Origin of the sequence: Microbacterium sp. AG157, assembly GCF_003385695.1 — a bacterium.
Lineage (GTDB): Bacteria > Actinomycetota > Actinomycetes > Actinomycetales > Microbacteriaceae > Microbacterium > Microbacterium testaceum.
In genome coordinates this window covers 125,410-137,450 of sequence record NZ_QRDK01000002.1, presented here as the reverse complement: position 1 = coordinate 137,450, position 12,041 = coordinate 125,410, and the positions used below count along the sequence as shown (strand labels likewise).

The 12,041-nt window shown below is 68.3% G+C and carries 9 protein-coding genes; 5 read left to right on the top strand and 4 right to left on the bottom strand.

Annotation, left to right across the window (positions count from 1 at the left end):
* Nucleotide 1: 1 nt before the first annotated feature.
* Complete coding sequence (locus DEU35_RS06420; protein ID WP_103206463.1) at nucleotides 2–754, bottom strand: alpha/beta fold hydrolase; 753 nt, start codon at nucleotides 752–754, stop codon at nucleotides 2–4.
* Between the two features lie 72 nt (nucleotides 755–826).
* Here DEU35_RS06420 and DEU35_RS06415 point away from each other — a divergent pair, with 72 nt between their 5' ends.
* The gene (locus DEU35_RS06415) at nucleotides 827–1,231 is read left to right on the top strand and encodes a pilus assembly protein CpaE (RefSeq protein ID WP_103206306.1); all 405 of its coding nucleotides are present in this window, start codon (nucleotides 827–829) and stop codon (nucleotides 1,229–1,231) included.
* Nucleotides 1,232–1,282: 51 nt separating this feature from the next.
* Here the strand turns inward: DEU35_RS06415 and DEU35_RS06410 are convergent, their stop codons facing one another.
* A complete protein-coding gene (locus DEU35_RS06410; RefSeq protein ID WP_103206307.1) occupies nucleotides 1,283–2,488 on the bottom strand; it encodes an MFS transporter in 1,206 nt (401 codons plus the stop codon).
* Between the two features lie 386 nt (nucleotides 2,489–2,874).
* Here DEU35_RS06410 and nrdH point away from each other — a divergent pair, with 386 nt between their 5' ends.
* Genes nrdH through nrdF form a run of 4 tightly spaced genes read left to right on the top strand, consistent with a single transcriptional unit; the run spans nucleotide 2,875 to nucleotide 6,728 of the window.
* Entirely contained in the window at nucleotides 2,875–3,108 is a 234-nt protein-coding gene (gene nrdH, locus DEU35_RS06405) for a glutaredoxin-like protein NrdH (protein ID WP_055838040.1), read from the top strand.
* A gap of 28 nt (nucleotides 3,109–3,136) precedes the next feature.
* Nucleotides 3,137–3,577 carry a class Ib ribonucleoside-diphosphate reductase assembly flavoprotein NrdI gene (nrdI, locus tag DEU35_RS06400; protein ID WP_116238984.1) on the top strand — a complete coding sequence of 147 codons (441 nt, stop codon included), beginning with the start codon at nucleotides 3,137–3,139 and terminating at the stop codon, nucleotides 3,575–3,577.
* Complete coding sequence (nrdE, locus tag DEU35_RS06395) at nucleotides 3,559–5,715, top strand: class 1b ribonucleoside-diphosphate reductase subunit alpha (RefSeq protein ID WP_103206308.1); 2,157 nt, start codon at nucleotides 3,559–3,561, stop codon at nucleotides 5,713–5,715. Before nrdI ends, nrdE begins: the two co-directional genes overlap by 19 nt.
* Before the next feature lie 38 nt (nucleotides 5,716–5,753).
* A complete protein-coding gene (nrdF, locus tag DEU35_RS06390; protein ID WP_074696716.1) occupies nucleotides 5,754–6,728 on the top strand; it encodes a class 1b ribonucleoside-diphosphate reductase subunit beta in 975 nt (324 codons plus the stop codon).
* A gap of 105 nt (nucleotides 6,729–6,833) precedes the next feature.
* Here the strand turns inward: nrdF and DEU35_RS06385 are convergent, their stop codons facing one another.
* The gene (locus DEU35_RS06385) at nucleotides 6,834–8,018 is read right to left on the bottom strand and encodes a S8 family serine peptidase (protein ID WP_103206309.1); all 1,185 of its coding nucleotides are present in this window, start codon (nucleotides 8,016–8,018) and stop codon (nucleotides 6,834–6,836) included.
* Complete coding sequence (gene eccCa, locus DEU35_RS06380) at nucleotides 8,015–12,001, bottom strand: type VII secretion protein EccCa (protein WP_116238983.1); 3,987 nt, start codon at nucleotides 11,999–12,001, stop codon at nucleotides 8,015–8,017. Before eccCa ends, DEU35_RS06385 begins: the two co-directional genes overlap by 4 nt.
* Between the last annotated feature and the right edge of the window lie 40 nt (nucleotides 12,002–12,041).

Below are 12,041 nucleotides of genomic sequence, written 5' to 3'. Positions count from 1 at the left end.
CTCAGCGGAGGGCGTGGAGCACCGCCGCGACCGCCGCCTCGGGGCGGTCCCGATGAGGGGAGTGCCCGGCGCCCTCGATGACGCTCATCGTGACGACCGGATTGCGCAGGACCTCGGCCGCGAGCGCGCCCGTGAAGATCGAGTGCACGGCCGGGTCGGCGCCCACCACGTGCGTGGGCACGGTGAGAGCAGCCGCGGCGGAGCGCACGTCCCACACGGCGTTCTGCAGACTCGTCTGCTCGACCGCCCAGCGGCTCGCCCGCTGCGTCGCCCGTGCCTTCAACTCGACGTCGATCGGATGCCAGTCGGGGTGCGCCGCGCGCACGGCGTCGATGCTCGGGTCGGCGAACGACTGCTCCTGGCTCACGCGCACGACCTCGCGATCGTGCTCCGACAGGGCGATGGCCGGGTCGATGAGCACGAGCCGGCGGGTCCAGTCGGGACGTTGAGCCGAGGCGAGGGTCGACGACGCACCGCCGAGCGAGTGCCCGACGACAGCGTCCCACGCACCGCCTCGCGCGGGCACCGTGCCCGCCAGATCGGCCGCGTAGGACGACAGGCGGTAGTCGAGGGTGCGCGGGGCGTCACCGTGGCCGCGGAGGTCCACCGCGACCGCGTGCCACCCGGCATCGGCCAGCGCCACGCCGTAACGCCACATGAGCGCACCGTCGGATCCGAGTCCGTGGGCGAGGAGCGCCTGTGGTCCGTGCGGGTCGCCCCACGACAGTCGGGGGAGGGTCACGGGTGTCGACATGGCATCCATCTTGCTCCGTCGACGTGCCCGACCGGCGACCGGCCGTCACAGAACGCCCCCAGAATGGATGCCATGATCTCGACCGAGTTGGCCCAGGCCCTGCGCGAGGCGGGATTGGTGTGGCATCCGCGCTCCGGTGACCGCTTCCAGCTCGACGAACCGGAGTTCGAGGCCGATGTCTTCACCGTGAGCGACATGACGGTGGAGCCGCGCGATTACCCCACCGGTAGGATCCTCGCGTTCAACGGCACGACGGAGTGGGCGCTCGACTCCGTCGCCACCGAAGACGCTCTCTGGCTGCCCTCGGAATCCCAGCTGCGCGAGATGCTGCGCTCGACCTTCCGCTCTCTGCGTCGTCTCTCCGACACCTACGAGGTCGAGATCTCGATCGGCGGCTCGACGCTGGTGTTCGACCACCCGGCTCCGGCTGATGCGTACGCGCTCGCGGTGCTCGAGCTGCTGCGGCGCACTCACTGACCCGCGGGTCGAGCGGTTCGGATCCGGGATGCCGAGCACCCCGGCATCCGCTCAGGTGATGGTGTGGACCGGCTCGGTGTCGGGGATGGGGCTCGCATCACGGTGCCGGAGATCGGGGAAGCCGCGCACGAACACCGCGGCGACGACGAAGCCGGCCACCGCGAAGCCCGCGGCGGCGACGTACGCACCGGTCGGGCCGACGCCGTCGACCAGGAACCCCGCGACCGCCGAGCCCGCGGCGGCGCCGATGAGCTGACCGGTGCCGATCCAGCCGTAGGCCTCGGCCGTCTCGCTGAAGCGGACGCTCGCCGAGGTCATCGCGAACATCACCGCCAGGGCCGGAGCGATGCCGGCTCCGGCGACGAGGAGGGTCGCTCCGATCCACCACGCATTGAGCGAGAGGACGGTCAGCGAGAGACCCAGGGCCACGATCGCGAAGCGGCGCGCCATGGCCCAGGGGCCGATGGGGATGTGGCCGAACGACAGCCCGCCGGCGAGGCTGCCGACGGCGAAGACGGCGAGGATGAGGCCGGCCTCGAGCCCGCCGTGATCGAAGGTGGCCACGACGCCCGCTTCGACGGCGGAGCAGGCGCCGATGAGGAGGAACCCGGTCGCGGTGGCGAGGATGACCGGCGGCTTGGCGAGCACCCGGCCGAGACCGCGGCGGCTGCGCGGGATACGCACGCGGCCGACCTCGGGGCTGAGGATGAACCACGCCCCGCCGCCGAGCAGGATGATCACGACGAGGAGCAGACCCGGGACGGTGCCGACCTGCGTCGCCACCAGGGTGATGAGCACGGGCGCGAGCACCCAGATGATCTCTTGAAGGGATGCGTCGAGCGAGTAGAGCGGGGTGAGCCGCTTCGCGTTGACCATCTTGGGGTAGATGGTGCGCACGGCCGACTGCACCGGGGGAGTGGAGAGACCCGCGATGAGACCGAGCGCCATGTAGAGGGGGAGCGGCATCTCGATGAGCGCGAGGGTCGTGATCGCGGCCGCGCACACGAGGAGCGTGACGGTAAGGACCCGGCGCATGCCCCAGATGCCCATCCAGCGGCTCGTGACCGGGCCCGCGACGGCCTGGCCGATGCTCGTGGCGGCCAGCACCAGCCCCGCGGCTCCGTAGGAACCGGTGACGTGCTCGATGTGCAGGAGGACCGCGAGGCTGGTCATGCCGTTCGGGAAGCGCGCCGTCAACTGCGCGGCGATGATGCGCCCCACGCCTGGGGTTCGGAGGAGTTCGCGGTAGCCGGCCACCGGATAACGCTACAGCCGACCTCCGACACGCGCCGAGGCGTCCTCGTGCGGGACCGACGCGACACGCCGCGACACGCCCTCGGGCGAATTCGCTCGTCTGTGCAATGTCGGACCCCCCGTCTACCGTCCGACCTGTGGACAGACATCGACCGGTCCCGCCAAATCCGCGGAATCGCGCCCGTCGACAAGGTTCCGGGAGGGGTGCGATCTGTGGATGAAATCGTGGACAACCTGTGTTGTACATGGGGAGAGACGGTGGAAAATCACATCGCTGTAACTACTACCCCTTGTGGTGCCTTCCGATGTCCGTCCCCATATGTAGTATTGAGGTCCCGGCTGGCCCTGCCCGGCCGGACACGGATTTTCCAGGGGAGAGAGAGAACGACATGGCGATCACGGTCTACACCAAGCCGTCCTGCGTCCAGTGCACGGCGACCTACCGCGCACTCGACTCGAAGGGCATCGAGTACAACGTGCTCGACCTGTCCGAAGACCCGTCGGCGCTCGAGCAGGTCAAGTCGCTCGGGTACCTGCAGGCACCCGTCGTCATCACCGACGAGGACCACTGGTCGGGATTCCGTCCCGACAAGATCGACGAGCTCGCTTCGCGCCTCGCCTGATCCGGCGACAGGCTCTCAGACCTTCGTCATGAGCACTGTCTTGTCGGCGACCGAGGCTCCGCTGCTGGTCTACTTCTCGAGCGTGTCGGGCAACACCGCGCGTTTCATCGAGAAGCTCGGCAGGCGGGCCGTGCGTATTCCGCTCCGGCCGACCGATCCGCCCCTCCAGGTCGACGAACCCTTCGTGCTGGTCACCCCCACTTACGGTGGGGGTGCCGGCCGGGGCGTCGAGAAGGGCGCGGTCCCCAAGCAGGTCATCCGATTCCTCAACGAGGAGCGGAACCGACGCAACATCCGTGGTGTCATCGCCGCGGGAAACACGAACTTCGGCGACGCCTTCTGCCTCGCCGGCGACATCATCGCGCGCAAATGCGGGGTGCCGCACCTGTACCGGCTGGAAGTTTTCGGCACCCCCGACGATGTCGAGCGGGTCAACGAGGGATTGGAACGATGGTGGAAGTTGAGCTGACCGACGTGGACTTCAAGACCGAGGCGCGATTCGAGGGATTGGATTACCACGCCCTCAACGCGATGCTGAATCTGTACGACGCCGACGGCAAGATCCAGTTCGACGCCGACAAGCGTGCCGCGCGGGAGTACTTCCTGCAGCACGTGAACCAGAACACGGTGTTCTTCCACTCGCTCAAGGAGCGTCTCGACTACCTCGTCGAGAAGGAGTACTACGAGCCGACCGTGCTCGAGAAGTACTCGATGGACTTCATCCAGGAGCTGAACGACCGCGCGTACGGGGCGAAGTTCCGCTTCGAGACCTTCCTCGGCGCCTTCAAGTACTACACGAGCTACACGCTCAAGACCTTCGACGGAAAGCGCTATCTGGAGCGCTTCGAGGACCGCGTCGTCATGACCGCCCTCGCGCTCGCCGACGGCGACCCCCGCCTGGCCGTGCAGCTGGTCGACGAGATCATCTCGGGCCGCTTCCAGCCCGCCACCCCCACCTTCCTTAACGCGGGCAAGGCGCAGCGCGGCGAGCTCGTGTCGTGCTTCCTGCTCCGCATCGAAGACAACATGGAGTCGATCGCCCGCGGCATCAACTCCGCTCTGCAGCTGTCCAAGCGCGGCGGCGGCGTCGCCCTGCTGCTGTCGAACATCCGCGAGGCGGGGGCTCCGATCAAGCAGATCGAGAACCAGTCGTCGGGCATCATCCCCGTGATGAAGCTTCTCGAAGACAGCTTCAGCTACGCCAACCAGCTCGGCGCGCGTCAGGGCGCCGGCGCGGTGTACCTCAACGCCCACCACCCCGACATCCTGCGCTTCCTCGACACCAAGCGCGAGAACGCCGACGAGAAGATCCGCATCAAGACGCTGTCGCTGGGTGTCGTCATCCCCGACATCACGTTCGAGCTCGCCAAGAACGGCGAGGACATGTACCTCTTCTCGCCGTACGACGTCGAGAAGGTCTACGGCAAGCCGTTCGGCGACATCTCGGTCACCGAGAAGTACCGCGAGATGGTCGACGACCCCCGCATCAAGAAGACGAAGATCAACGCGCGCGAGTTCTTCCAGACCCTCGCCGAGATCCAGTTCGAGTCGGGCTACCCGTACATCATGTTCGAGGACACGGTGAACAAGGCCAATCCGATCGCCGGACGCATCAACATGTCGAACCTGTGCTCGGAGATCCTGCAGGTCAACACGCCGACCACGTACAACGAGGACCTCTCGTACGACACCATCGGCAAGGACATCTCCTGCAACCTCGGCTCGATGAACATCGCTCTCGCGATGGACGGCGGCGACCTCGGCCTCACGGTCGAGACCGCAATCCGTGCCCTCACTGCCGTGAGCGTGCAGAGCCACATCGCCTCGGTGCGTTCCATCGAAGACGGCAACGACCGTTCGCACGCCATCGGCCTCGGCCAGATGAACCTGCACGGCTACCTCGCTCGCGAGCACGTCTACTACGGCTCCGAAGAGGGCATCGACTTCACGAACATCTACTTCTACACGGTGCTGTTCCACGCGCTGCGTGCCTCGAACCGCCTCGCGATCGAGCGCGGCACCGCCTTCGACGGCTTCGAGAACTCCACCTACGCGTCGGGTGAGTTCTTCGACAAGTACACCGAGCAGGTGTGGGAGCCCGAGACGGCGAAGGCCAAGGAGCTGTTCGCGAACGTCCAGATCCCCACGCAGGACGACTGGCGCGAGCTCAAGGCGTCGGTGCAGGCGCACGGCATCTACAACCAGAACCTGCAGGCCGTGCCCCCGACCGGTTCGATCTCGTACATCAACAACTCCACGAGCTCGATCCACCCGATCGCCTCGAAGATCGAGATCCGCAAGGAAGGCAAGCTCGGTCGCGTCTACTACCCGGCTCCGTTCATGACGAACGAGAACCTGGAGTACTACCAGGACGCGTACGAGATCGGCTACGAGAAGGTCATCGACACGTACGCCGCCGCGACGCAGCACGTCGACCAGGGCCTGTCGCTGACGCTGTTCTTCAAGGACACCGTCACCACCCGCGATATCAACAAGGCGCAGATCTACGCGTGGCGCAAGGGCATCAAGACCATCTACTACATCCGTCTGCGTCAGCTGGCGCTCGAGGGCACCGACATGACCGAGTGCGTCTCGTGCATGCTCTGAGCCACTGACCTCTCATCGATCAAGGACACAGGAACGACATGGCTGAGAAGCTGCAGTTGCTGAACCACGTGCAGGCCATCAACTGGAACCGCATCCAGGACGACAAGGACCTCGAGGTCTGGAACCGTCTGGTGAACAACTTCTGGCTGCCTGAGAAGGTGCCGCTGTCGAACGACATCCAGTCGTGGAACACGCTCACCCCCGAGGAGCAGACGCTCACGATGCGCGTGTTCACGGGGCTCACGCTCCTCGACACGATCCAGGGCACGGTCGGCGCGGTCTCGCTCATCCCCGACGCGATCACCCCGCACGAGGAAGCCGTGTACACGAACATCGCGTTCATGGAGTCGGTGCATGCCAAGAGCTACTCGTCGATCTTCTCGACACTGTGCTCGACGAAGGAGATCGACGAGGCCTTCCGCTGGTCGACCGAGAACGAGTTCCTTCAGAAGAAGGCGCGCATCGTCATGGATTACTACCGTGGCGATGACCCGCTGAAGCGCAAGGTCGCCTCGACCCTGCTCGAGTCGTTCCTGTTCTACTCGGGGTTCTACCTGCCGATGCACTGGTCGAGCCGCGCCAAGCTCACCAACACCGCCGACCTCATCCGCCTCATCATCCGTGACGAGGCCGTGCACGGGTACTACATCGGCTACAAGTTCCAGCGCGGTCTCGAGACGGTCGACCAGGCCCGTCGTGACGACATCAAGGACTACACGTTCTCGTTGATGTATGAGCTCTACGACAACGAGGTGGGCTACACGCAGAGCCTGTACGACTCGGTCGGACTGAGCGAAGACGTGAAGAAGTTCCTTCACTACAACGCGAACAAGGCCCTGATGAACCTCGGCTACGAGGCGATGTTCCCCGCGTCGGTGACGAACGTGAACCCCGCGATCCTCTCGGCCCTCTCGCCGAACGCCGACGAGAACCACGACTTCTTCAGTGGCTCGGGCTCGTCGTACGTCATCGGCAAGGCCGAGGCGACCGAGGACGACGACTGGGACTTCTGAGTTCCTTCGGTGCCCCTGGACACCATCCCTGAGAAGGGCCCCCGCGAACACGCGGGGGCCCTTCTGCACGGGAGGGGCCGGACACAGGCCGTTCGAAGGGAGGCGTCAAGATCCTCGCGAAGCTCGACGGACGGTCGCCACCCCGACGAGGGGCCCGAGGGCGGCGCCAGCCGCACCCAGCAGGCCGAGGCCCAGCACCAACGCGAGAGCGTCGGGCCGCTCGTCGGCCGGCGGGGGAACCTCCAGCGTCAGCGGTTCGTCGCGCGCGGCAACGATCTGCGCGGGGGCGAGACGCGAGATCGCGGCGACGGGGTCGACCACGCCGGCACCGAGCGACGGATCGGTGCTCGCTCCCTCCGGCAGCGGTCGAGTCGGCGCATCGGCCGTGACCATCAGGCGCTGGATGACGGCTTCGACGGTGAGCGTGGGGTCGTCGGCTCGGACGAGGGCCGCTGCACCGGCGGCGTAGGCCACGGCTAAGCCGGGCTCGTCGCCGACCACGTGCCCCGCGCCGTCCGGCACGGCGCCCACGAGACCGGCGGAGGGAGCCGCGATATCCGGCGCGGCACCGAGCCGAGACACCTCGACGCCACCGTCCTCGCCGAGCGGCGCGACCGACAGCACACCGTCGAGGCGGGCCGGGTAGGCCGCCGCGTCCGTCGTCGGAGAGCCTGCCGCGGCGACGACGAGGACATCGGCCGCGACCGCCGCCCGCACGGCCTGCTCCAGCTCGGGAGAGCTGGCCGTCGCCGTGAGCGGGACGGCGATCACTCGGGCGCCCCCGTCGACCGCTGCCGTGATGCCCCGTGCCAGGAGAGTCGGCAGCGCGTCGATCAGGGCGATGTCGTCGGGATCGTCCGTGATGCGGACGGGAAGGATCGTCGCCCCCGGTGCGAGTCCCACGAACTGTGTGCCCTCGACGGCCTGCCCAGCGATGAGGGAGCCGACGAAGGTGCCGCGGCCGTAGCAATCGCTGTCGGCGGGACCGCCCGCCAGGTCGACACCCGGCAGCACATGACCCTGCAGCGATGTCGTCGCCGCGCTGACCCCCGTGTCGAGCACGGCCACGACGACATCGCCCGTCGTGCGAGCCCACGCGTGCTCGGCGCCCATCCGCTTCTGCCCCCACGAAGCGCCCTCGATGACCGGCGAACCGGCCGAAGCCGCGCACGACGCCGCGGCTGCCGCGGGAAGGCTCGGCAGCGCGACAGCCGGCAGCCCCGCCGCGAGGGACACCAGGGCGACGACCGTGAGGCGTCGGCGCGTGCGCTTCGTGCGGTCGAGGCTCACTGCGGCGGCTCCGTCCAGCCGATCTGCAGACCGGTTCCCCCGCGTCGCGTGAGAAGAGACGCGCGTCCGGCCGGCAGCGGCCTGCCCCGGCCCGGCGAGAACGTCATCGGCTCGGATGCGGGCATCGAGAGCGTCAGCTCGGGTGTGTTCGACTCGTGCAGGCGTCGGATGACGGCATCCATCGCCGTTCTGCTCGAGCCCGCGCCCGCGCGGGCGAGGACGAGGTGCAGTCCGATGTCGCCCGCCTGCGGGATGAGCTCGACCAGCGGCATGAGTGGGCCCGACATCCCCCCGCCCAGCAGCAGGTCGTAGTCGTCGACGAGCACGAAGAACTCCGGGCCGCTCCACCAGTCCCGCCGACGCAACTGCGCCGGTGTGATGTCGGCGCTCGGTACGCGGCCGCGCAGTTCGGCGACGAGCTTGGCGACCACCTGCTCGGTGGCCGAGGTCGAGAAGGCGGTGGCGAACTGGTACGTCTCCGGGACCGATTCGACGACGCCGCGGCGCGGGTCGATGACGACCATCCGCACGTCGTCGGGCGCATACGCGTCGACGACGCCGCGCGCGATGAGCCGAAGAGCCCCGGTCTTGCCGCTCGCCGAGTCGCCGACGATGCTCAGGTGCGGCTTCAGCGCGAAGTCGTGCCACACCGGCTGAAGGTCTTGCTCGCCGTGCCCGAGCGCGATGATCGGGCCGGGCAGCGTCGGAGCGGGCAGCACGGCGGCGTCGAGCACCGCGGGCAGCATGCGCACCGGCGGGGCGAGGGGACCGTCCCACGCCTCGTCGAGGGCCTCGCCGAGACCTCGGGATGCCGCGGCGAGCCCCTCCACCGAGGTGTCGCCATCGATGCGCGGCACACCGGCGAGGAAGTGCATGCCGTCGACGGTGATGCCGCGTCCCGGCAGCTGCGGCACGGTCGCCGCCTTGCGCATGCCATGGACGGAGTCGATCGGGTCGCCCAGCTTCAGCTCCACGCGCGTTCCGAGCTGGTCGCGCAACGAGCTGTGCACGTCGGTCCAGCGGCTCGTCGAGATCATGACGTGCACGCCGTAGGCCAGGCCCTGCCGCGCGATCTCCCGCAGCGTCATGTCGTGCTCTTCGAACTCGGCGCGCAGAGCCGCCCAGCCGTCGACGACCAGGAAGACGTCGCCGAACTGCTGCTCGGCGAGCTCTCCGGCGGCGCGCTTGGCGCGGTACTCGGCCATGCCCTCGAGAGCTGCGTCGGTGAAGAGTTGTTCGCGGTCGCGGAGCAGGGTGCGCACCTCGGCGATCGTGCGCGCGACCTGCTCGGCCTGCCGGCGGGTGGCGACACCGCCGACGTGGGGGAGTCCTTCGAGCGTCGAGAGGCCGCCGCCGCCGAAGTCGATGCAGTAGAACTGCACCTCGGCCGGGGTGTGCGTGAGCGCGAGGGCGCTGACCATGGTGCGCAACAACGTCGTCTTGCCGGATTGGGGGCCTCCGGCGATGCCGACGTTGCCGCCCGCGCCGGCGAGGTCGATCTCGTAGAGCTCCCGCGTCTGCTCGTAGGGCTTGTCGACCACGCCGATCGGCACGCCGAGGTGCCCGGAGCCGGTCCACCCGATGGCGTGCAGTCCGCGGTCCGGGTCGACCAGCAGCGGCGGCAGGAGCTGATCGAGCGTCGGCGGCGCGGCGAGCGGCGGCAACCAGACCTGGTGAGCCGGGGGGCCGAAACCGACCAGGCGGTCGACGATCATCGACATGACCGTGTCGTCGACCCCGGGCGAGATACCCGTAGGGGCGGGTCCGGCGGCCGTTTCTTCCGGCACGGGCAGTGACGTGTCCTCGACCACGGGGGGCGCGACGCGCGACGCCTGGAAGACGACGACCTGCTGACGCACTTCTTCCTGTCGCTCCTCGCGCGTGCGCCGCCGGTAGGTGCCCGAGACGTACGCGGCTTTGAACCGCGTGAGCGTCGCGACGTCGCTGCGGAGGTACCCGTTGCCGGGTGCGTTCGGCAGTTGGTGCGCGTCGGGGACGCCGATGACGCTCCGGCTCTCCATCGCCGAGAACGTCCGCAGGCCGATGCGGTACGACAGATGGCTCTCGAGTTTCGTCATGCGGCCGTCCTCGAGGCGCTGGCTGGCCAGCAGGAGATGCACACCGAGGGAACGCCCCAGCCGTCCGATCATGACGAACAGCTCGGCGAAGTCCGGATTGGATGCCAGCAGCTCACTGAACTCGTCCACGATGACGAACAGCGTCGGCATGGCCTCGAGCGGTGCTCCCGCGAGCCGCGCCTTCTCGTGCTCGAGCAGCGACGAGTAGTTGCCGGCCGCGCGTAGATATTCCTGCCGCCGGTTCAGCTCACCCGCCAGGGCGTCCTGCATGCGGGTGACGAGCGTCGCCTCGTCGGCGAGGTTCGTGATGAGCGCCGAGACGTGGGGCAGCTCGTCGAGGCCCAGAAACGTCGCGCCCCCCTTGAAATCGACGAGCACGAAATTGAGGGTCTCGGACGAGTGCGTCATCGCCATGCCGAGCACGAGCGTGCGCAGCAGCTCGCTCTTGCCGGAGCCGGTGGCCCCGATGAGAAGGCCGTGCGGCCCCATGCCACCCTGGGCGGCCTCTTTGATGTCCAGATGCACGGGGTGTCCGCGCTCGTCGACGCCCAGCGGGATGCGCAGGCGCGTGCGATCGAGGCCCTCGCGCAGAGAGCTCGCGGGGGACCACTTGTCGACGTCGTCGATGCCGAGCAGCGTCGGCAGCTCGAAGTCCGACACCATCGGCTCGCTCGCATCCGCCGAGCGACCGCCCGCACGGTAGGGAGCGATCACACGAGCGAGCGCCGTCGCGGCGGCGAGACTCATGGCATCCGGAACGCACAGCAGCGAGCGCTGCACGCCCTCGGTGCGATCGCGGCGCAGCATGTGCACGGCATCCGTCCGCACGTCCAGCAGAAGACCCGACGTGTCGTTCTCGTCCACCTCGACGCCGAGGGTGATCGCGGTGGTGCAGCGGTATCCGCCCGACGTGATGCGCGACCCGGGCGCGGGGGCGATGCCGTCGAAGACGACGAGATGGTAGGGCTCTTCGGCGGTGGGAGAGGCGCCGGGCTCGAAACGCGAACGCCCGTTCATGTCGGCGTCGATGAGCTCGATGAACTCGGCGACGTCCGTCGCGAAGAGTCGCGCAGATCCCGCTCCGTCCTGGCCGCTCGGGTGCTGCGCGTGCGGCAGCCACTTCGTCCAGTCCCAATCGGCGGCGCGATCGGGTGACGCACAGACGGCGACGCGCAGCTCATCCGGCGCGTGCGTCGTCACCGCTTGAGCAACCAGCGCCCGGGCCATGCTCCGCGCGGCATCTGCGTCGCCCGTGAGCCGGATGTTCGCGAGACGACGGACGAACAGGGAGACGGGAAGGTCGGGCACCGAGCCGTGCACGGCGATGAAGCGCCGCAGCGCTCGCGCCGAAAGGGGCTCCAGATCGGCGATGGGCTTGGTCGAGAGGGGCGTGATGCGCTGGCTGAGGCTGTGCGACCCGGTGCCGATGCGCAGCTCGCCGAAGTCGCCGTGAGTGCCGCGGCGCTCCCACAGCCGCGCGGTCATCGCCATGTTCGACAACGACGCCGGGTCGGGATGCCGCCACATCAGGGAAGCGCGCTGCTGCGCGGCCGCACCTCGGACCTTTCCGCGCATCTGCCCGAGGTAGCGGAGGAAGTCCCGGCGATCGCCGCGCACGGTGGTCCGGCGTTCGGCCGCGGCCCGGGTGAGCTGCACCAGCACCATGAGTACCGCCAGGGCCAGCATGCCCAGGAAGAGTCCGACGGCGAGGGCGGGATTGCGCTCGCCGAGGAAGACGAGCATCATCACCCCGCTGATGAGCATCATCGGCACCATCATGAGCATCGTCAGCGGGTCCTTCGGCTGCAGCTCCGGCAGCGACGGCGGCTCCTGCAGTTCGATGTCGCCCGAGGGCAGCTCGGGCGGCTTCTCTCTCTGCTGCCTGCGGAAGGGGATGGTGCTCATGTCGGCTCTCCTCGCTGCATGTGCGTCACCCCTTCCACGG

Excerpts from the sequence above, each read along its gene's own strand:
- DEU35_RS06420 (WP_103206463.1), bottom strand. The coding sequence starts at position 754 with ATGTCGACACCCGTGACCCTCCCCCGACTGTCGTGGGGCGACCCGCAC.
- DEU35_RS06415 (WP_103206306.1), top strand. The coding sequence starts at position 827 with ATGATCTCGACCGAGTTGGCCCAGGCCCTGCGCGAGGCGGGATTGGTG.
- nrdH (WP_055838040.1), top strand. The coding sequence starts at position 2,875 with ATGGCGATCACGGTCTACACCAAGCCGTCCTGCGTCCAGTGCACGGCG.
- nrdI (WP_116238984.1), top strand. The coding sequence starts at position 3,137 with ATGAGCACTGTCTTGTCGGCGACCGAGGCTCCGCTGCTGGTCTACTTC.
- nrdE (WP_103206308.1), top strand. The coding sequence starts at position 3,559 with ATGGTGGAAGTTGAGCTGACCGACGTGGACTTCAAGACCGAGGCGCGA.
- nrdF (WP_074696716.1), top strand. The coding sequence starts at position 5,754 with ATGGCTGAGAAGCTGCAGTTGCTGAACCACGTGCAGGCCATCAACTGG.
- eccCa (WP_116238983.1), bottom strand. The coding sequence starts at position 12,001 with ATGAGCACCATCCCCTTCCGCAGGCAGCAGAGAGAGAAGCCGCCCGAG.